Origin of the sequence: Candidatus Berkiella cookevillensis (assembly GCF_001431315.2) — a bacterium.
GTDB classification, from domain to species: domain Bacteria; phylum Pseudomonadota; class Gammaproteobacteria; order Berkiellales; family Berkiellaceae; genus Berkiella_A; species Berkiella_A cookevillensis.
On sequence record NZ_LKHV02000001.1, the window covers coordinates 210,806 to 232,417 of the forward strand.

The 21,612-nt window shown below is 39.3% G+C and carries 17 protein-coding genes; 14 read left to right on the forward strand and 3 right to left on the reverse strand.

Going from position 1 to position 21,612, the window contains the following annotated elements; translation table 11 throughout:
• Positions 1-6: 6 nt before the first annotated feature.
• From CC99x_RS00885 to ubiA, 9 genes are all read left to right on the forward strand, one after another.
• Positions 7-873, forward strand: coding sequence for a YicC/YloC family endoribonuclease (locus tag CC99x_RS00885; protein WP_057623265.1), 867 nt, complete (start codon positions 7-9; stop codon positions 871-873).
• A 3-nt stretch (positions 874-876) separates the two neighbouring features.
• Positions 877-1,488: a guanylate kinase gene (gene gmk / locus CC99x_RS00890; RefSeq protein ID WP_057623267.1), complete on the forward strand. Its 612-nt coding sequence runs from the start codon at positions 877-879 to the stop codon at positions 1,486-1,488.
• Between the two features lie 26 nt (positions 1,489-1,514).
• A complete protein-coding gene (gene rpoZ / locus CC99x_RS00895) occupies positions 1,515-1,724 on the forward strand; it encodes a DNA-directed RNA polymerase subunit omega (protein ID WP_057623269.1) in 210 nt (69 codons plus the stop codon).
• 8 nt (positions 1,725-1,732) lie between these two features.
• A complete protein-coding gene (locus CC99x_RS00900) occupies positions 1,733-3,850 on the forward strand; it encodes a RelA/SpoT family protein (RefSeq protein ID WP_057623271.1) in 2,118 nt (705 codons plus the stop codon).
• Positions 3,850-5,955, forward strand: a complete 2,106-nt coding sequence (gene recG, locus CC99x_RS00905; protein ID WP_057623273.1) for an ATP-dependent DNA helicase RecG — start codon at positions 3,850-3,852, stop codon at positions 5,953-5,955. Before CC99x_RS00900 ends, recG begins: the two co-directional genes overlap by 1 nt.
• A 63-nt stretch (positions 5,956-6,018) precedes the next feature.
• Positions 6,019-6,921 carry an arginase gene (locus tag CC99x_RS00910; protein ID WP_057623275.1) on the forward strand — a complete coding sequence of 301 codons (903 nt, stop codon included), beginning with the start codon at positions 6,019-6,021 and terminating at the stop codon, positions 6,919-6,921.
• Positions 6,922-6,938: 17 nt separating this feature from the next.
• A complete protein-coding gene (gene rocD, locus CC99x_RS00915) occupies positions 6,939-8,147 on the forward strand; it encodes an ornithine--oxo-acid transaminase (protein ID WP_057623277.1) in 1,209 nt (402 codons plus the stop codon).
• 88 nt (positions 8,148-8,235) lie between these two features.
• Entirely contained in the window at positions 8,236-9,177 is a 942-nt protein-coding gene (locus tag CC99x_RS00920; protein ID WP_158003187.1) for an EamA family transporter, read from the forward strand.
• Between the two features lies 1 nt (position 9,178).
• Entirely contained in the window at positions 9,179-10,030 is an 852-nt protein-coding gene (gene ubiA, locus CC99x_RS00925; RefSeq protein ID WP_057623281.1) for a 4-hydroxybenzoate octaprenyltransferase, read from the forward strand.
• Between the two features lie 30 nt (positions 10,031-10,060).
• Here ubiA and CC99x_RS00930 read toward each other — a convergent pair whose 3' ends face one another.
• Together CC99x_RS00930 and CC99x_RS00935 are read right to left on the reverse strand one after the other, a co-directional pair.
• On the reverse strand, positions 10,061-11,800 hold the full coding sequence (locus CC99x_RS00930) for a hypothetical protein (RefSeq protein WP_057623283.1): 1,740 nt from the start codon (positions 11,798-11,800) through the stop codon (positions 10,061-10,063).
• A gap of 430 nt (positions 11,801-12,230) precedes the next feature.
• Complete coding sequence (locus CC99x_RS00935; protein ID WP_057623285.1) at positions 12,231-13,208, reverse strand: zinc ABC transporter substrate-binding protein; 978 nt, start codon at positions 13,206-13,208, stop codon at positions 12,231-12,233.
• Between the two features lie 78 nt (positions 13,209-13,286).
• Here CC99x_RS00935 and CC99x_RS00940 point away from each other — a divergent pair, with 78 nt between their 5' ends.
• The 5 genes from CC99x_RS00940 to CC99x_RS00960 all read left to right on the forward strand — a co-directional run bounded on the left by CC99x_RS00940 (position 13,287) and on the right by CC99x_RS00960 (position 18,257).
• Positions 13,287-14,048 carry an ATP-binding cassette domain-containing protein gene (locus tag CC99x_RS00940; RefSeq protein ID WP_057623741.1) on the forward strand — a complete coding sequence of 254 codons (762 nt, stop codon included), beginning with the start codon at positions 13,287-13,289 and terminating at the stop codon, positions 14,046-14,048.
• Positions 14,038-14,853, forward strand: a complete 816-nt coding sequence (locus CC99x_RS00945; RefSeq protein WP_057623287.1) for a metal ABC transporter permease — start codon at positions 14,038-14,040, stop codon at positions 14,851-14,853. The genes CC99x_RS00940 and CC99x_RS00945 overlap by 11 nt, the downstream gene beginning before the upstream one ends.
• A gap of 177 nt (positions 14,854-15,030) precedes the next feature.
• Complete coding sequence (locus CC99x_RS00950) at positions 15,031-16,440, forward strand: hypothetical protein (RefSeq protein WP_057623289.1); 1,410 nt, start codon at positions 15,031-15,033, stop codon at positions 16,438-16,440.
• 439 nt (positions 16,441-16,879) lie between these two features.
• Entirely contained in the window at positions 16,880-17,605 is a 726-nt protein-coding gene (locus tag CC99x_RS00955) for a hypothetical protein (RefSeq protein WP_141651868.1), read from the forward strand.
• 49 nt (positions 17,606-17,654) lie between these two features.
• Positions 17,655-18,257: a synaptobrevin family protein gene (locus tag CC99x_RS00960; RefSeq protein ID WP_158003188.1), complete on the forward strand. Its 603-nt coding sequence runs from the start codon at positions 17,655-17,657 to the stop codon at positions 18,255-18,257.
• On the opposite strand, the gene CC99x_RS00965 is transcribed toward CC99x_RS00960, so the two are convergent.
• Positions 18,240-21,455, reverse strand: a complete 3,216-nt coding sequence (locus CC99x_RS00965) for a coiled-coil domain-containing protein (protein ID WP_057623295.1) — start codon at positions 21,453-21,455, stop codon at positions 18,240-18,242. The two genes, CC99x_RS00960 and CC99x_RS00965, sit on opposite strands and share 18 nt — an antisense overlap.
• Positions 21,456-21,612: the final 157 nt, after the last annotated feature.

Below are 21,612 nucleotides of genomic sequence, written 5' to 3' on the forward strand. Positions count from 1 at the left end.
CGCCTTATGTTACAAAGTATGACGGCATTTGCCAGTGCTGCCAAGCGTGCGGATTGGGGAAGTGCGACTTGGGAAGTGCGTTCGGTAAATCATCGTTATCTTGATGTGCATTTTCGTTTGCCTGAAGGGCTGCATGAGGCGGAGTTTAGTTGGCGTAAGACCATTAATCGATGGATTCAGCGCGGAAAAGTAGATTGCCAGCTTACATTTGTACCTGACGCAAGTTTTGTGCCTACACTTCATGTTAATAAGGAGCTTACAAGCCAGCTTGTTGACTGTGTTGCTCAAGTACACAGCCAAAATGAGGGTATTTCCCCGAAGATATCAGCGCTTAGCTTACTAAAGTGGCCTGGTGTTATTACTATCCATCCACAAGATCTCTCAAAATTAATCCCTGAATTTACGACGTTGCTAGAAAAAGCCTTAGATGATTTTGTCATGATGCGTCAACGAGAAGGCACTGAGATTGCCGATATTCTACTTTGCAAGTTAAATGACATTTTTGATATTGTACATAAAGCCAGAAGTAATGTTGCTCTTTCATTTGAAAAACAAAAGCAAAAATTAATGAGTCGGCTTGAAGCGCTGGGTTCTTTTGAAAAGGATAGAGTGGCTCAAGAAATGGTGATTTTTGCGAGCAAGTGGGATGTTGCGGAAGAATTAGATAGATTACAATGTCACTATGAAGAAGTAAAAAACTGTTTGGCCACAAAAGAGCCGACAGGCAGACGCTTAGATTTTTTAATGCAAGAAATGAATCGTGAAGCCAATACATTGGCATCAAAATCTCAAGACGCCACATTAAGTAAGTTAGCAGTAGATTTAAAAGTAATCATTGAGCAGATGCGCGAGCAGGTTCAGAATGTGGAGTAAGATATGAAGCTAGGTGAGTTATACATTATTTCTGCCCCTTCAGGTGCAGGCAAGACAACACTGGTAAATGCGTTACTAGCAAGTCTTGATAACATACAGATTTCTGTTTCGTATACGACTCGCCCTCCTCGCGCAAAAGAAGTGAATCACAGAGATTATGTGTTTTTAGATGAGGAAACCTTCGAGCAGTACCAACAGCAGAATAGATTTTTAGAAAGTGCCAAAGTTTTTAAGTATTCATACGGCACTTCCAAAGATTGGGTAGAGGAAAAGCTTAAAGCAGGCATAGATGTTGTATTGGAGATTGATTGGCAAGGTGCACGTATCGTCAAGTCTATTACGGATTGCGTGAGTATCTTTTTGCTCCCACCTTCCAAACAAGATCTAAAGAAACGATTAGAATTGCGAAATCAAGACAAAAAAGAAGTCATTGAATATCGTATGGAACAGGCAAATGAGGAGATCTCTCATTATGCTGAATATGATTATGTGGTTGTGAATGATGACTTTGAAAAAGCCGCTCAAGAGTTAATTGCAATTATAAGAGCACGGCGTTTAGTGACTGCCAGACAAAAAGTGCAGTATCAAGAGTTAATATCAGAATTATTGGCGTAATTTTTAGTATTGAGGAGTTTTAGTAGATGGCACGTATAACAGTAGAAGATTGCTTGGAGAATGTTGATAATCGCTTTGAATTGGTTATCGTTGCTACCAAAAGAGCAAGACAGCTCTCTTTGACAGGTGTTGAGCCAACCCTTCCTTGGGAAAATGATAAAGCAACCGTTGTTGCTTTAAGAGAAATTGCTTCTGGCAATATCACGAGTGCGTTCTTGGATGAGGATGATCATTAAGGAACTTTGTGTTTGCTTTTACAGACTTACGAGATCTACTGGCAGTATACCTTACTGATGCAGAAGTAGAAAAAATTACCAAGGCCTACATTACTGCTGATAAAGCGCATGAAGGTCAGAAAAGGTACACTGGCGAGCCTTATATTACGCACCCCATTGAGGTGGCGAGAATATTAGGGCAGCTTAAAATGGATGCAGAATGCATCTGTGCTGCTATTTTGCATGATGTTATTGAAGACACGCGCTTAGATAAAAAAACAATACAAGCGAATTTCGGTGAAAAAGTAGCAGAATTGGTAGATGGCGTAAGTAAATTGACGCAAATCTCTTGTGAAACAAGAGAGCTGCAACAAGCTGAAAACTTTCGAAAAATGATGATGGCTATGGCGCAGGATATCCGTGTCATCATTATCAAATTAGCTGATAGATTACACAATATGCGCACCTTAGGCGCATTACCTTATCCCAAGAAACGTCGTATTGCTCAAGAAACTTTAGAAATTTATGCGCCTATTGCCCATCGATTGGGCATGAATAATATGCGTATCGAGTTTGAAGATCTGGGCTTTGCTGCGCTTTATCCGATACGTTATCGTGTACTGAAAGAGTCTGTACGTAAAGCGCGCGGCAACCGCCATGCCCTAATTCATAAGATTGAGCAAAAGCTTGTTAAGCAATTAGAAGTCCTGGGCATGACTGATTGCAAAGTATGGGGGCGTGAGAAGCACCTATATAGTCTCTATCAAAAAATGCAAGCAAAGCGTTTAAGTTTTACAGAGGTCATGGATGTTTATGCCTTTAGAATTATTGTTAAGAAAAAAGAAGACTGTTATACCGCTTTAGGCTGTGTGCACAGTTTGTATCGCCCTATTACCAAACGCTTCAAAGACTACATTGCTGTCCCTAAACCTAATGGTTATCAATCATTACATACTTCCTTAATTGGACCTCATGGTGTGCCTATAGAAGCACAAATTCGCACTTTTGAAATGGAGCAAATTGCTGAGCATGGTATTGCCTCACATTGGCTCTATAAATCCGGCGAACAAAACGATGCGATTTCCAAACACTTTAATACCAACCAATGGTTAAAAGGCTTGATGGATATACAAAAGCATACAGGCAACCCATTAGAATTTATTGAAAATGTGAAGATTGATCTCTATCCCAATGAGGTTTATGTTTTTACACCGAAGGGCAGTATTTTCTCATTGCCACAAGGTGCAACGTCTGTAGATTTTGCTTATTTAATTCACACAGACATTGGTAATACTTGTGTTGCGTGTAAAATTAATCGTCGTTTGGCACCTTTGAGCACACGCTTGAAAAATGGTCAAATGGTAGAAATCATCAATGCAGAAGGGACTTATCCCAATCCTGCATGGCTGAGCTTTGTTGTTACTGGTAAAGCAAAAAGTAATATTCGGCATTGGCTAAAGAATCAGCAGAGAACAGAATCTGTGCAATTAGGGCGCAGACTCATTAACGGCATATTGGCTGAAACAGGTTTGAATATCAGCGCATTTGAGCAAGAAGAACTAGATGCCATTCTACAAAGACTCAGTGTAACAAGCTTAGATAATGTTTTAGAAGAAGTTGGGCTTGGTAAACGCATGGCGGCTTTGGTTGCGCAGGTCTTTTTAGATGCACAGCATGATTCAACACCTGTACATGATAAAACCAAAGAATGTTTGGTGATTCAAGGTACAGAAGGTTTGGTTGTCACCTATGCAAGCTGTTGCTACCCTATTCCGGGTGATTTAATTATGGGATATCTGAAGCCAGGGCAAGGCATTGTCATACACACAGAAAATTGTTCAAAGATTAAAAAATATAAGAGCAAACCCAATCGTTGCATCAATGTGAAATGGGAGCGAGAAATTAAAGGTGAGTTTCAAGTACCGATTATCGTAGATGTGATTAATGATAGAGGTGTTTTAGCTCAACTTGCGAATGCTATCAGTGAAGCCAATGCAAATATCTTAAATGTAAATGTTGATCAAAGAGACACACGTGTGAATACAGTCCGATTTGTCGTCTCTGTGCGTGATAGACCACATTTAGCACGCATTATGAGAAGATTAAGAGCCGTTGGTGAAGTGACAAGGATCAAGCGTGGAAAATAATGAACAATATCCCCCAAAGAGATGTGATACAGTCCTATACATGGTTTGACTCTGTTCTAACGCTTAAGGGGGTTGGTGAGTCGATCTCTGAAAAATTAGCCAAACTCGATATTGTCACCTTAGGTGATGTCTTATTGCATTTTCCTTATCGATACCAAGATCGCACTCGCTTAGTGCCCATTCGAGATACATTGCTTGAAAACGAAGCATTAATCCAAGGCAGCATTATTAGTTACCAAGAAGTGACTAACAAACGTAAGCAATTGATTGTTACCCTAGAAGATGGTTCTGGGATTATACGGCTTGTTTTCTTCCATTATTATGCAAATATGCTTAAATCTTTCAAACTAGGCGCGTTATTGCGTTGCTTTGGTGAAGTAAAGCTTTTTCAAAAAGGCAAAACAATGGTTCATCCAGAATATCAGTTGGTAACAGAAGATAGTTTGGTTGATAGCCATTTATGTCCCGTTTATGCCAGCGTATCAGGCATTTCGCAGAATTGGTGGCGTAAAATTATCCGTTCACTGTTAGCTTATCGTGGTGATTTGTTTGCACAGGATCCTGTTTGGGAAAAAATAATTGATGAGCGTTTTGGTATTGATTTTCTTGCTGCTCTTGAGAAAATCCATCTTCCCTCGCCTGATTGCGATAAGCTTTTATTGCTTGAAAGAAAAGATAATGCTTATCAGCGGCTTATTTTTGAAGAGCTACTAGCGCATCGTACGAGCCTTGCACGTGTCAGAGAAATCAATCATCAACATTGCGCTACGCCACTTTTGATTGAAAAAGAGAAAATAGATGCTTTGAAAGCACAATTGCCTTTCACTTTAACCGCTGGACAAGCGCAAGCTTTTGCTGAGATACAAAGCGACCTCGCCAAAGATAAGCCTATGCTGCGATTATTACAAGGTGATGTAGGCTCGGGTAAAACAGTGATTGCTTTGCTCTCCGCCAGTATTGCGATAGAAAATAATAAACAAGTTGCAATTATGGCACCTACGGAAGTATTGGCAGGGCAGTTGTTTCAGCAGTTTCAGCATTATTTTGTGGCATCTGAAGTTAAAGTTGTTTTATTGGTAGGTAGTTTAAAAGAAAAGCAAAAAAAACAGATCTGTGATGAGATAAAAGAACATCATGCTCATATTATCGTTGGTACACATGCTTTGTTTCAAGATCGTATTCATTTTGCTGATTTAGGTTTGGTGGTGATTGATGAGCAGCATCGTTTTGGTGTGCATCAGCGCTTAAGCTTAAATCAAAAAGGTGGGCAAGAAACAGCGATGACAGTGCCTCATCAGTTGATTATGACAGCGACACCGATTCCTCGCACGCTCTGCATGAGTTATTACACACATCTAGATACCTCGCAGATATTAACTTTGCCTCAAGGGCGTAAATCAATACAAACGGTAGCTGTTTCAAATCAAAAAAGAGACGAGATTATTGCGCGTATAGAAAGACATTGTGAGCAGAATGAACAAGTTTATTGGGTCTGTGCTTTAGTCGATGAGTCAGAGCATTTAGAAGCACAAGCTGCCAATGACACTTATTTGGCATTAAAACAGCGATTGCCAAATTTATCGATTGGATTGGTGCATGGCAAATTAAAAGCCAATGAAAAAGAAGCCATTATGAATGCTTTTTATGCAGGTGAAATTCATTTGCTGGTAGCCACAACAGTGATTGAAGTGGGGGTAAACGTTCCCAATGCAACCCTCATGGTGATTGAAAATGCTGAACGTTTTGGGTTATCTCAACTACATCAGTTAAGAGGACGGGTTGGGCGAGGCGCACAACAAAGTTACTGTGTGTTACTCTATCAAACACCCTTATCGCATTTTGCAAAAGAAAGATTAATGACGATGCGTAGCACAACCGATGGTTTTGAAATTGCAGAAAAGGATCTTCAGTTACGAGGGCCAGGGGAAGTGCTTGGTACACGTCAATCTGGTTTGCAACAACTGAAAGTTGCGCATTTTGCAAGAGATTTTGCGCAGATTCCTAAAGTGAACCAATTTTTGTCAGAACACCCATTGGGTATTGCCTCGCAGCAATTATTGATGGAGCGGTGGTTTAAGAGGAAAACAGAATACGCAAAGGTATGATAAGCAGGTGGCATTAATATTCTAGAAAAATTTGCTCTAAAGAGTATGAAACAAGGATGAAGCATGACTGAGAGAAAAATAGCGCTGCTTGGTGCCCAAATGGGATGGGGCGCGCAGAAACATGAGACAGAATGGGGGTCAGCGCAGCTACAAGCACAAAAATTAGATCATGCATTGCGCGCACAAGGCTTGAATATACAGTCGTTTAGTCAGATTAAAGCGTTGCAGCCATACAGCGCAAATGAGCCAGCCTTAGAAATAAATGCTAAGCTAAAGTATATTATTGATTTCAATGAACGCTTGGCATATAGCCTTGCGCAGATGATGGCTACCGATGTTTTTCCCGTTGTAATCGGGGGCGATCATTCTATTGCCATGGGTACATGGAGCGGTGTGGTTGATGCCTTGGACGCATATGAGGATTTTGCTTTGATTTGGGTGGATGCACATCTAGATGCACACACACCTGATACTTCCCTTTCTCAGGCGATTCATGGTATGCCGGTTGCACATTTGCTTGGCTTTGGCGAGCGAAAATTAGCTGAGCTTTTAGATGCACGCCCTAAAATAAAACCTGAGCATTTTATTTATTTTGGTATTAGAAGCTTTGAACAAGCAGAAATAGATCTTGTTCGTTCTTTAGGGATACGCATCTATGATATAAAGGAAATAAATGCCAAGGGATTTGAGACGTTGTTTAAAGAAGTCATAGAGCGTCTATCAAAGCAAGTATCGCATTTTGGTTTGACGATTGATTTGGATGCTTTTGATCCAAGCGATGCGCCCGGTGTTGGCAGTCCAGAAAAAAATGGCTTATTCAAAAAAGATGTATTGCCGGCCTTAAAGGGGTTGGCAAAAAATACTAAATTAGCGGCTGTAGAAATAGCAGAATTTAACCCTACATTGGATGAGCAAAATAAAACACAGCTGCTGATACATGAAATTCTCATAGAAATTTTTAAATAAAAACGATAGGTGAAAGTATGGATACAAACGCATTTATTGAACTAGAAAAAAAAGTGGGCGCACATAATTATGCGCCACTTCCCGTTGTGCTTGAGCGTGGTAAAGGTGTTTGGTTATGGGATATTGAGGGTAAAAAATATCTTGATCTCATGTCTGCTTATTCAGCTGTGAGTTTTGGTCATTGTCATCCTCGCATTGTTGCGGCAATGACGGGACAAATCAACGCATTGTGTGTGACTTCACGCGCCTTCCATAACAATAGGCTGATGCCATTTTTAGAAAAACTATGTCATGTTGCACATTTAGATATGGCGCTGCCAATGAACTCTGGGGCTGAGGCTGTTGAAACCGCTATCAAAGCAGCACGCAAATGGGGTTATGAAAAGAAAGGCATTCCTGATAACAAAGCTGAAATTATTGTCGCGGAACAAAATTTCCATGGCAGAACCACAACCATTACAGGTTTTTCTTCTGAGCCTTCTTATAAAAAACATTTTGGCCCCTTTACACCTGGTTTTGTGAAAATTCCTTTTGCAGATATGACTGCTTTGAAAAAAGCAATTACAGCCAATACCTGCGCAGTATTATTTGAGCCGATTCAGGGAGAATCTGGTATTCATTTGGGGCAGCAAGGTTGGCTGACAGAATGTAGAAAGATTTGTGATGAAAACAATGTGCTGATGATTTTAGATGAAATTCAATCTGGTTTAGGGCGAACGGGCAAGATGTTTGCTTTTGAGCATGAAGCAGTGCAACCGGATGGTGTGATTGTTGGTAAGGCATTAGGCGGCGGTGTATTAGCGGTCTCTGCCTTTGTGGCAAAGCGTTCTGTGATGGATGTATATACGCCAGGCATACATGGCTCAACTTTTGGGGGCAATGCGCTTGCAGCAAGAGTGGGTTTAGAAGCGCTTAATATTTTGGAAGATGAGCATCTTTTAGAGAGGAGTCGTGATTTGGGTGAGGTATTGATGACTGCACTTAAAAAAATCAAAAGCCCCTTGATTCATGATATTCGTGGCAAAGGCTTATGGGTGGGCGTAGAAATAGCGGCGAAAGTTCCTGCCTCTAAAGTCTGTTATGAATTAATGAAAAAAGGGGTATTGACCAAAGAGGCACATGATACCGTGATACGTTTTGCGCCACCATTGATCATTGAAAAAGCAGATATTTTATGGGGCATAGAACAGTTTGAAGCCGCTTTGGCTGCTTTAAGCAGTCATTAAGTAATCATTCTGATTTTGTGCAAAGCACATAAACGTGTACACTATGGGCTGATTTTGAGCGCCATTATTGTGGGGACTAACTTTGAATGTGACACTATTTTTAGCCTATTGTTTATTGGCAATTGGGCAAGCGGCAATAGGCGTCAATGTTGTTGCTGGTAAGTTTCTCATCGATGATGGTGTGCCCATACACGTCTATCTCTGTGGCCGATTCATGGCCAGCACTGTCTTAATGATGATTTTAATGTATCTCTTAAAAGAATCCTTGCTTGTTAAAGAGCGTAATATTAGCCATTTATCCAAAAGAGACTGGTTTTTCTTGAGTATGCAAGCTTTGACCGGAGGTTTCTTATTTAATGTTTTATTTTATTGGGGCATTCAATATACCACTGCTATTTCAGCAGGCATTATTAGTAGTGCTTTGCCGGCAATCATGGCGCTATGCGCTTTTTTCTTTTTAGGAGAAAAGCTTAACAAAGCCAAATATCTAGGTATTATGTTGGCAATGGTAGGTATTTTGGTTATTAATCTTGATAATACCAATCATTCTACTCATGTCACTGGTAGCTTTTTGGGTGATTTTGTGATTTTAATTTCTATGGTGCCAGAAGCATTGTATTCAATTTTTAATAAATTCACGAATCAAAAAGTGACACCCTTAGGTGGTGCTACAGTCGTTAATTTTATGATCTTTCTTATGTTGCTTCCCCTTGGTGCTTATGAGTTTGTGAGCAATGATTTAAGTGGCATTGTTTTGAGTAGCTGGGTTTTGCTACTGTTAACGGGTTTTGCGAGTATGTTTTTCTTTTGGTTTTGGTCGCGTGGTTTGTTGCATGTGCCTGCAAGTTCTGCCGCTATCTTTACCAGTGTCTTACCTGTTTCAACAACAGTGATGGCATGGGCATTTTTGCACGAACAATTTGGTTTGTATGATGCTATTGGGATGTGTTTGGTATTATTTTCGATTGCAATTGGTACGGGCTGGCTGTCAGGTTTATTGAGCAAGAAAAATAATCGAGCGATATCTTAAGATGCATGCTTTAGAACACTATTGGCAGTTAATGCGTTTTCATCGACCGATTGGTACCTTGCTATTGTTGTGGCCAACCTTAAGCGCTTTGTGGCTTGCCAATGATGGGATGCCTTCCTTCAAGCTGACTATTATTTTTTGCTTGGGTGTGATTATTACGCGGGCAGCTGGATGTATCGTCAATGATGTTGCTGATAGAAATTTTGATGGTCATGTGAACCGTACTCAAGATAGGCCTTTGGCACGTCGCATTATTTCTGTGCAATCTGCATTGCTATTAGCAGGCAGTCTTTGCTTGATTGCTTTTCTCTTGGTTTGTCTCACTAATGTGAATACGGTGTTATTATCGGTAGTAGCTGTTGCATTATTGGTCATTTACCCATTCATGAAGCGTATTACACATTGGCCACAAGTGGTCTTGGGCGCTGCCTTTTCATGGGGCATTCCCATGGCATATATGGCCAGTATCAATGAATGCAACAGCATTTGTTGGTTATTATTTGGTGCCTCTGTCATATGGGCATTGGCTTACGATACGTTGTATGCAATGGTTGATAGAGAGGATGATATTAAAATTGGCATAAAATCAACGGCTGTCTTGTGCGCGCCCTATGATAGGTTGCTTGTCTTTGTTTGTCATTGTCTTGTACTTGCCTTGTATTGTGTGATTGGTGTGCTGCTAGCATTAAATGTTTATTTCTTTATGGCCGTCTTTGTCGGACTATTGATAGCGTTTTATCAACAATGGTTGATTCGAGATGGACTGCCTCAGCATTATTTTAAAGCCTTCCTTCATAATAATTGGTTTGGCTTATTACTATTTGTCGGCATCCTCTTGGGTATTCGCCTATAATCACTTCTTATAGAGTTAGTAGCAGTATTACTACATTCTTGATCTTGATTTCTTTTTCGGTTCCTTTTCTAAAAATTTTTCTACTTTATCATTGATCTCTATAGTTTTTGTTTGGCTCACAATGCGTGATGCGCCTTCCCCAAAAGCTTTATTTAATAACTGATGTGCCTTGTCTCTTTCTGCATCGCTTGTAAATTCCATATAGAATTTTCCAGGATATTCATTAAATTTTTTTAATGTGCCTTTGTCTAGGCCAAAATCTGCTGGGGTTGATGTAGCTTTTACTTGGCTACTTAAAGTAGGTGCTACACCGATAAGATTCTGAACTTCCCGATAGATTTGTATGGTATTCGCGTTGCTAGCCATTCTAAATGAGTTTTCCCCGAATACCTTGCTAAGATTGTTGCAAGCAGCCTGCATATCTTCTGCTGTTTTAAAGACTAGGTAGATATTGCCAGGTCTATTTGCAAAAGCTTCTGGCTTGCCTTTGTTAAGACCTAAACTGGTTGGTGTGATGTCAGGGGTTGGCACGCCAAGGAGATTCTGAATCTCTCGATAAATTTGTATTGTATTTTCTTGAGCCGCTACTCTAAAAGCCTTTTCTCCAAATACTTGGTTTAAGTTTCTTTGCGCAGCTTGCATCTCTCCTGCTGTTTTAAAGACCAAATACACATTGCCGGGTTTTTCTGGATATGTGTGTAATGCTCCCTTGTCAATAGCAAGGCTAGCAGGAGTTACAACAGGTGGAGTTACTTCCATGATTGCTTGTATGCTAGAGTATATTTGAATGGTATTTTCTTGGTTTGCAATTCGAAAAGTGTTGGATCCCAAGATTCTTTCCAAATTTATACAAGCTGCTTGCATATCTGTTGGATTATCAAATTTTATATAAATATTACCTGGTTTTTCAGGATAAGTTGTGACATTGCCTTTATCTAAGCCTAATTTCTTGGGTGTCATAGGGGCAAATGGACTTACATCTGTTTGTATGAGCGATGATAAAGATGATGAGGTCACTTTATGAGAACCTGAGAATGAAATGGGCTTAGATAAAGACTTTCTTTCTAGTATAGAGACCATTGCTTCAAGTTCAAGTGGTAATTTTTCAACTGTAGGCTTTTCCATCGTGGTACTGAGTGCTTTGCTCACAAAGCTTTTTATTGTTTCAAAATAGGTTGGTGTTAGATTCTGATATTTAGGTACTGCAACATTTGTTGTGCCTGGAGGTGCTTTATCTAAATTATTAGTAGTGTCATCTACCAGCATTGCATCTATTCTTGTTAAGCCTGCACCTTGATTGTTAAAATGTTGTATTGCTGCTGCAATATGCTGCTCTTTACCATCCGGTGAATTGTCTGGCGTGTTGTGGTCAGGAAATCCACCTACAATACAGATTTGCTGGATGTATTTATCTTCAAGACCTAATTTTTGCAATGTAGGCAGCACAACTTCGGGATAGAGTGTAAAAGAAGTAATCGCAACCTTATGGCCATTATCGATTGCGTAGCGAATCGTGTCTGCCACCTCTTTGCTGTTTTTAAGTCCATCGGGGCTGTCTAATAATTCAGTTGTTGTCTGTAATGATGCGCCGCCATTATTTGGCACATCTTTGCCAGTATGCATATTTTTGAAGGTACCATCTTGCTGTAATACTTGTACGCCTGGATTTTCATCGTTGGGTTTAATACGACGACCCATCATGGCGGAGTGAAAATGGCCATTCACGATAGTTTGGTCAAAGCCAAAGCAAACTAATTTAGTATTCGGCATAAAAATTCCTAAAATACTTTTTTGAATTAATACAAATATGGGTTTTTTAAAAATATATTACAGCAGTATAGTCGCATCTAATTATCAGATTGCTTTAATAGCAAAAAGTTCAACAGGGAACAGAAAAAATAAGCAGCTATATACTCATAACAGTCGATTTTTACCCACAAGGAGCACAATCTAGGTGGGGCGGCAAAGGAGCGAATCCTCAGGCGTGCACAAATAGTGCAGACTCGCAGCCAACAAAACCTAAAATTCGAATGTGAAGAGTATATGCATGTGCTAAACCGAAGACTGCATAATCGATTGAATATTCTATGAATTATAGGGAGGCATGATAATAACAGTATGAGCTTACAGGATGGATATCTGGTGGTAGAGCCTATGTTATTAAACGAGAGGCTCTACTTTTAGAGCAAGAGAAAGCGCGCTAAGAATGGGAGTTTTTACAGGCGATTAATTGCGTTGAGAGTGCCAGCATCATTTTCTCATAGCATCCTAATCCTTTGGCTTGTCTTACGCCCAGATGATCCAGTTCAAGCAGCTGTAATCCTTGTTTGCTTAAAATAGGCTTTAAAGCTTGATAGCTATATTCTGGCTCGTAGTAGATACAATGTACATGGTATTTTTCAATTAAGGATTGAATATGGCTTAAAGCACGTGCTGTAAGTGGCACATGCGGGTTAATGAGAATACTACCAATGCTGGATATCCCAAATTCTGTTTCAAAATATTGGTAGGCATCATGAAAAACTAAAAAAGGTGCGGGCTTTGTTTGAGCGAAGCGTTGTGCCAAGGTTTCTTTGAGTGTATCAAGTTGTTTTTGGTATTGTTCCGCATTGTGACGATATTCTTTTTCGTGTGCGGGATCGAGCTGTATTAAGCGCTCTAAGATAGCAGTGGTAATAAGCTTGGCATTTTCAACACTGAGCCATATATGGGCGTCTTCATTGCTTGCATGGCTGTGATCATGATGTTCATGCGCGTGCTCGTGCTCGTGTTCATGTCTATGTTTGGGTTGGGGTATTGGGTTGTGAATCAAAGAAAAATCGCGATCTTTTCTGAGCGTTAATATCTTTAAGGTTGGGTAAGACATAAGCGTGAGTGCTTTGCTCTTATTTTGTGCAATGATTTTTTCTAAATGTGTTTCGCAGTTTTCACCTACCCAAATCAATAAATCGGCTTCTTGGATTAATTTACGATGAGAAGGTTTGAGTAAGAAGGTGTGAGGCGAAGCGCCATCGGGTAATAAGAGAGTGGGCTCTGTAATGCCTTCAGTAATGTGTGTCGTTATGCTGTGTATGGGTTTAATGCTAACAACAATCTTGGGCGCTGTTGCATTTGCAATGTTTAGAGGCAAGCAAAGCAATATGGAAAGTAATATGAGTAACTTTTTTGTGGTGCGCATAATCGTTTGAACTTCATCTGATGGCGAATAGCTTAAAAGGTGTTAAAATTTAGCACACTTACCGTTAAAGCAAAAGTTATGGTTCAAAAATCACAAAGAAATATCATTTCTATTGAAGGTCTAGGGCTTTCTTTGGGTGGGAAACAGATCTTACAAAATATTAGTTTTGCTCTTGCTGCGGGTGAAATTGTTTCTTTAATTGGTCCAAATGGAGCGGGAAAATCAAGTTTAGTAAAGTGCATTGTGGGGCTTTTGCCGCCTACCACAGGCACGATTCATCGGCATCAGCCACTTAGAATGGGATATATGCCTCAATCACTTAAATTAGATCCCTCTTTGCCCATTTCTGTAAAGCGCTTTTTAACCTTAGGGCAATCTAAGGTAAATATTGATCCTGTTTTAGCAGAAGTGGGGGTTCAATCTGTTGTGAATACACAATTAACCGCGCTTTCAGGAGGGGAATGGCAACGCGTTTTATTGGCACGAGCCTTATTACGTCAACCTAATTTCTTGGTATTGGATGAGCCTGCACAAGGCGTAGATTTGGTTGGGCAAGATGAGCTTTATCAATTGATCGCGCAGATTCGCGATCGTTATCATTGCGCGGTGTTATTAGTCTCGCATGATTTAAATTTGGTGATGGCTAAAACCGATAAAGTACTTTGTTTGAATCAACATATCTGTTGCTTTGGCACACCTCAAACGGTGGGTCAAGATCCTTCCTTTCTTAAATTATTTGGTAAAGTACCTGAAGTCGCCTTGTATGCACATAAGCATGATCATCAACATGATGTGCATGGTGAGGTGGTTTGTAGGCAAGGACATAAACATGATGAATGAGTGGGCTTCTTTATTGCAACAAGATTATTTATGGCGTGCTTTATTCGCAGGCTTAGGATTGAGCTTGGCAAGCGGGCCTTTGGGCGTATTTGTTATTTGGAAGCGTATGGCTTTTTTTGGTGACACGCTTGCGCATTCCGGTTTATTAGGGATTACCCTTGCGCTTGCATTTGAGCTTGATTTAACCTTTGGCGTTGGGCTTGTTGCTGTCGCTATCGCCTTTTTACTATTTTATTTGAAGAATAAATTGGTATTTTCTCATGATGCCATTTTAGGCATCTTGTCCCCCGCTATCTTGGCCATTGGGCTTATCTGTTTGAGTTTTTTCAAAAATATTAACATGGATGTCCTTGGGTTCTTAGTAGGTGATATTTTAGCCATTAGTTGGCAAGAAGTTGTGATCATCTATGTCACCGTGTGTGTATCATTATGCATATTGTGTCGTATTTGGTCATCTTTGCTGAGAATCACCATTGATAGAGAGCTCGCGCACGTTGAAGGGGTCGCAACTCAGAGAATAGAAATGCTGTTTATTCTGCTTTTAGCATTGATTGTTGCCATTGCTGTTAAATTGGTGGGGGTGCTCTTAATTTCTGCTTTGTTGATTATTCCGGCTGCGACAGCGAGGTTCTTTGCAAATACGCCAGAAAAAATGGCTTTTCTGTCTTGTCTATTTGGCATGTTAGCAACGCTACTTGGCATAGCAATAGCTTTTGTGATTGATTTGCCTGTTGGTCCTGCAATTGTGGTTGCGCTATTAGGCGTTTTTGTCATGCTATCTGTTGTTTATAAGTTGAGCAACTAATGCGTTTTTCATTGATATACCCAGCCATTTATACAGATATTTAAGCAGCACTATATATTTTTGCAATGTATCAATTTCCATGATAGTGTCGGTAGTTCTGTAGATAGCAAAGTTATCTACGAGTAAACGCACACTATTATGTGCCATTATTAGCTTTATATTGATAGGGGTAACATCATGTCGGGCAACGAAGCTGCACAATCTGAATCCACGCAATCAAATTGGCTCTCATTAAAAGCAAAAGGCCTAGGGAAGTATCTTTGGGATCGTTACATTGAAGAAGCAGCGCCAACAGAACGTCATATTGATATTGCCTATGTTCCTATTCAACGCAAAGAAAATGATACAGTTGTCGATGTTGGTGTTGTTGTACCAGAGCTTTATATGATTGCTCAAGCGGGTATTTTGCCTGCACAAGTGAAGGCGAAGCAGTATCTTGCGAAAGACTTAGATAAGTTAAATGATGTAGATAAGCAGAAATTACTTGCAGAGAAACCTGCGCTTTATAAAGCCTTATTTTTAACGAATGGGCAAATGAAATCAGCTTTTGAGCTTTCTGTGATTAGCTCATACCATCGCGCCTATATTCAAGCCTCTTTATCTCATACTTATTTTTGGCTAAGAAAGAATGGTTTCAATTGGCCTAATACACTTTCTAAAGTACGCGCTGTGCCAGATTATCTTGCTGGTTTAGAGAAAGCAGGTTTGTGTGTTAAAGATGATGGCTCTAGTGCGACAAAACCTGTTCAAGAACCCACTTCCGGTGAATATTGCTTTGGTGCACATTCTGTACGTTTAAGTATTAAAAACCCTCCTGAAGTTGCAAGTAAACGCGAAAAAATTATGCATTTCTTAGGGCCATGGTTTGCATGGTTTGTAACAGTCAGTGCTGCGGTTGCCGTAACGGGTGCAACCAGTCCCTTGTTGTTATTAGCCTATGGGCTGGGTACTTACATCGCAATGGAATGTGCCAATGAATTTGGTATGTTTGATACGGCAGAAAGTTTGTATCGTGATATTGGCTGGATGATTTCCAAAGAATACTCAGGCTTTGGCAAATTTAGTTTTAAGAATGCATTGCATGCTTTGGTGCAAATTTCAGCGATTGGTCTTATGGCATATGGTGCTGCAATCGCAGCATTCTATGGTATTTTAGCATTACCGTTTTTACAACTAGTACCTCAAGTAGCCATTGGTGTTGCAGGCTTTTTTGCAAGTGTTGCTGCGCTTGGGGCTTCCGTTGGTTTAGCTGGGGCGACACGATATATTCGCGGTATCAGTATTTATGATAATCAGATCCCATTAAGTGCTGAAGAAGCTGTTCGCCTTAGAGTTGTCACCAAAGACAGTGAAAAAGCGAAGAAACATGCAATGGCAGAAGATGGTGAGAATTTAATTGTTCGCTTGGAGCAGGCATTGGATTGCTTTGCAAAATCACAAGATGTTTCTGCTGGTGTATTGTTGAGTAAAAAAGGCAAGAGCATATTGCAGCAGGCAATGACGGCTGCTCTTAAATCTAAACCTGTCGCTGCAAATGATGCTGAGTCAGATCTTAAGGCGACGGTTAAACCTTGCTGTAAACGATAATAAAAAATACCATTTATCATTGAAACACCACCGCTTGTCGGTGGTGTTTTGCTATATATCCCTTCTTTCCGCTAACGTTCCTATTATTCTTTTCACTTTATTTTAAATGCTTTCTTAAGCTTATTATTTGGGCAAATTTAAGCTTTTTCTGGTCTTCATTTTTTGAACTATCAGCAAAGTCTGCAACAACAAAAATAAAAAACATTGATTCGCAACATAGAATTGTCAAGGGTGAGGGCATCCATCCATGAAGCATTGGGGGCCAAAATTATACCGTTATCTACTGGATAATGTTGATAGACGAGGTGTACCCACCCTTCGATACGATGAGCATAAAAAAAAGTTATCTAACGCGCTCTTTTATGCGGCAAGATATATTCCCTTTTATAAAGCCTATAAAAATGCACCCTTTGCGCTATGGCCTACGGTGGATGAAAACATGATGCGTGAAAATAAGGAGTCGTTTTTATTAAGAAAAAAGATATGGTCATATTTCTCTTTATCACGAAGTGCTGAAAATATTTCTCTGAAAGAAGCTAAATTTCTACATAAGGGAAATAAGAAAGGGGCAGCAAAGCCAATTCTGCATTTTAATAATCTTGTAGGCTATACTTGCATTCATCAACGATTATGCTTTCCAAAAAATTTATACTGGATAGAAAAGGCGTGGGTTGATGATGAAAAAAAGAGATTTATACCTGTAGTTACTACGTTAACGCGTCGTAAACATATCTTAATTCGATTTCGATTAAATCAAATTTTCATGGATGGTGATGCATTATGTGAATGTTCTGAAAATATGTGGGTTATTGAAAAAAATATTAGTACTGCGGATGAGATACTGTATTTACCTCATCTTTATGAAAAGCAATCACTACCTATTTTTTTGGATCAAATAGAAAGTTTTTTTAAGAAACTTCCTAGTATTCAAGCTTTTCAAATTGTGCAGCAATCATTACACAAATGGTTATTAAAGATAAAAGCTAAAGATGCCGAGCTTATCTCTTTAAAGAGATTGAAAAAAACAATCAATAAAGAGTTAGAAAAATTTTTAATGCAAAATCAGGTGAGATGTCCTGAGATAAAGTTTGTTTTTTTAGATAAAGGTCAAGAATTTACAGGGAAAAATAAGGTTGTAAAAGAATATAATGCCTTGGATTCATAGCATTATATGTGCTGTATTGATTTTTTCTGTTAAATTAAAGAGGTGTGTTATGACCGATCCTACAATAAAACCACTCACAGCAGATGATATTAAAATCCAAGATATGACAGAGACGATTGATAGAACGAAAAGAATTATGGTTGATAATATTGATCAGTTGTTACAACGAGGTGAAAAATTAGAGCAACTGCTTGATAAAACGGCTCAAACAGAAGAGAAAGCACAAATTTTTACACAACAAGCGAGACAAATACAAATTAAAGCACGATTTGAAAACATTGCTATGACAGCAGCAATGATTGGCTTTATTCTGGGTGGTTTTTATGGTCTGAGCGCAGGCATTGGTTTGCCAATGGTGGCTATTTGTGGGGGTATTGGTGGCGTTGTTTTTTATAGTGTTGTGTGGATGTTTTCAGGCGCTATTCAAAGTATATTGAAATTACCTTTTTTTAATTTAGGCTTTAGTCCAAATATTGAAAAAATAGAGGATGAGTCTATTTCTGTAACAAAAAATTTTCATCCAAGTTTGGATTATGTTAAACCAAATCTCATATATAGCAATAAGCATACCGTAAGGTGTCAATTGCCTGCTGTGAGTCAAGCAATTGACCTTGAAGCTCAAAGCATGAAGAAGCTAACTTCTAGGCTTTGATGCGCTAGACTGATACGTGTGCGTTAGAAAATAGTCTCTGTCAGCTTTGTATTTTTCATAGAGATGCTTGCAAAATGCATCATTACGAGGATCATTTTTTAAAACATCATAAGCATCGCCTGCCTGCTTATCAATTTCATTTAGAATGTGCTCACAAGTTGCACCAAAATTATCCTTCATATAATGTCTTTCATATTTATAATATTCTAATCTTTCTAAGATCATTCCTTTAATAATCGCAAGCTTGTTTAGCCCCATTCGATCGGGGTGTTGTTGATTGGCATGTAGAAAATCAGCGATACCTTGGCTTTGTGTAATTTCTTCTAACAAGATTGTTTCAATAGGGTTTATGGGATTTCGAAAGGATGCATTGCTGGTCGCTTGTTGGAGAAATTTATTTACTTTAGTAGCGTCTTCAGGTATTGATAAATTTAATTCAATAATAAGTGATTGAATTGCATTGAGTTCAGGAAGCGTAGAGGATAGCTTGGTTGAGGATTGGACTTTATTCGTAATACTTTGCCATTTTCTTGTCCAACTTCTAAAATCAGTTGTGGCATTTTGCAGCATATTATTCATGTCTATGCTTACAGGGTTTAATAGTAAGGTGGCAGCATAATATTGGCCTTTTAGCTTTCTTGATTCTACATTTGTCTCAACATCTGCTTGCCATTGAGTAGGCTTTGCTGCTTCACGACTTTCATTTAATTTTCGGATAGAAAGCCCTAAGGCATTGGTTGTGGAGACTTTAGGCTCTACAACCTCATCTTTTGCTTTTTGAGGTGGATGTTCGGGCTGAACATCGACTTGTTGGGGGGGAGGAGAAAATAACACAGGACTTCTCATTGGAGGCTGCATGACGACTGGCGTGTTATCATTATCGTCAGGGTTTGGCAAATCAAGAACAGTGGGATCGGGACGCAATGTGAGTAAATGTTCTTGTAAGTGTTCATCTACCATTTCTTTGAGTGTTGCATCTTCAATTTGCGCTATTTCTGCTTTGAGATAAAGCTCAAAAGTATTGACAATTTTGGGGTTGCTAAAATCTGCATTGGGGATTATTTCACCGAAACCTTCAATGATTGTGCGAGCCGTTTCTTGTGCTTGTTCTATCAGGGCTTGTTTCTTTTGCTGCTTTTCTTCATCGGCTAAGCGCTTTGCCTCTGCTCGCGCCTCTTGTTCTTGTTGGCGACGCGTAGCTTCTTCTTCTATTTTACGTTGTATATCAGCTTTGCGTTGTTGCACGATGGATTCATAATGAGGAGGATTGCCAACAGTGCGAACAGCGGTTTCCAAGCATGCATAATTATCTTGAGGTGCAAAATTACCAGGCGTTCGTTCTAAATGCCCTTCAATAATATCGCAAAATTTTTCAAAAGAGAGATTGGTGTCATTGAGTACTGTGTTCAGGTGTGTTGATAGAGCTTCTATATCTACACCACCCTCTTTTATAAATTCATTTTCGCTTTTGCTTAAAAATCTAGCCAATCTATCTGTTTGTGATTCTGTTAAATAAGAAATGTCGATTTTGCGCTTAAAGTCATAGGGTTTTTTGCCTTTGACAATAGGCTCTGCGATAAAGGTGATGCCGCGTTCTTTATTGGCTTCAATAAAAGCATTCTTAAGCTCATCATCTTTAAAATCTTTATGAAGGGTATAAAGATTATATTGAGCTTCTAAAGCGGCATAATTAGGATGTACGCTATCGTTTGTGGTAATATTTTTTAAGAGCTCGTTTGCGCTAAATCCAGCCCAGGTGCCTTTTTGGCGTTTGATCCTACCCTCTGCAATATCCATGAGCATGGTGAAATTGAGTTCTTCCACGAAACTAAGTTTCCCATCAATCGCAGTCATGAGTGCACGTTGTTGTTCGCGATTGGTGGGAAGTAATTCTTGTACATCCTTTGCTTCTGCTGCAAAAAAATAAGCAAGCCTTGCTTGTTGTGTGGCAGATAAAAAACGTATATTAAAGCTGCGATTTTTGCCATCAATTTCCATACAGCGAATGAACTCTGGATCTTCATTTGCAGAAACCTTCTGTTCATCCATTTTTGCGCCGATCTTCATGTTTTGGATAGATTTCCAGCTGCTTGGTTCTTCAAGCAAAGAGCGAATGGCTAATTTTTCTTTCACTTTTTGGTAACTATCTTTATATTTTTGTTCTGCTGCATCAATATTAGATTTTTGTTCTGCAGTTGCAGCGATTGCTTCTTGTAATTTTTCTTGTGCTGCAAGGAGCTCTATACCTAATGCGTCTACTTCTTCTTGTATCATACCGTTTGGATCTAAAATAGCATTCCCTGCATTTTTAGATTTTTGCGCTATCTCTGCATTGATACGATCAATTTCTTTCTGTGCATTTTGTTCCGCTGCTTTTAATACACCATAGCTTTGATTAAAACTTGCCTGATTTGAGTCTAAGCCTGCTTTGCTAACCACTATCTTTTTTTGTATGCTCTTTAATTGATCTACTTTTTCTTGCATTTGCGCTCTGAGCATTGCTAATTGCTCAAAAGCGCTAGCTTGTTCGTCGCCTGTTAAGAGCTTGGTTTGTTCTTTTATGTCTTGAAACTCTGTAAGTAGTGTTGCATATTCGTTTTGTAATTGTTTAGCGTTTTCTTTCGTTTGTAGGTAGTTTGGATTTTTTTCTGAATCTAGTTTTAAAAGACAATTCCATTTATATAAGCTATGATAGGCATTGATAAGTCCTCTGCTGTCTTTGTATCCTTTTAATTCTTTTTCTATCTCTGCTTTATAGGGATCCAATCTTTTTGGTGGATATCCATAGGCTTGATTGAGTAACTTCAATACTTCTGCTTGGTAGTATGCTTGGCTGGGCTGCTTGTGCTGTGCATTAGCAATCGTTTTTGATTGCATTGTTATGGTATTTGAAAATCCTAAATCTACTAATGTTCTTGCATCATCAGGATAAATATCATTGAATTTTAATTGATTTACCCAGGTCTTTCGTTCCGCTTCATTCATCTCGGCTAATGCTTTGTCAGCAATGGCTTTGGCACCTAATTTTCCAAGGGGACCCTTACCACCAGGAGGAGGTGGAATGTTCCCAGGCGGTGGCGGAGGAATCTTGCCAGGAGGTGGAGGAGGAGGTGGTGGTGGGCCACCTTGAGGACCATCATTCTGTAAATAGAGCGGGAAAATATTTGCATGAGATGGGGGCACTGGTTCTAAATGCATATGTGGATCCTATTTAAGTTATCGCTATACTACTTTACTCGGTTAGAGTATTTAAAACTTAAAAAGTTTCTTCTTGTAAAAGTGAGACGGCGATGATAGTAACGCTATGATTTGTATAGTGATTATGCAATAAAATAACTTAGACTGGTTTTGTTCT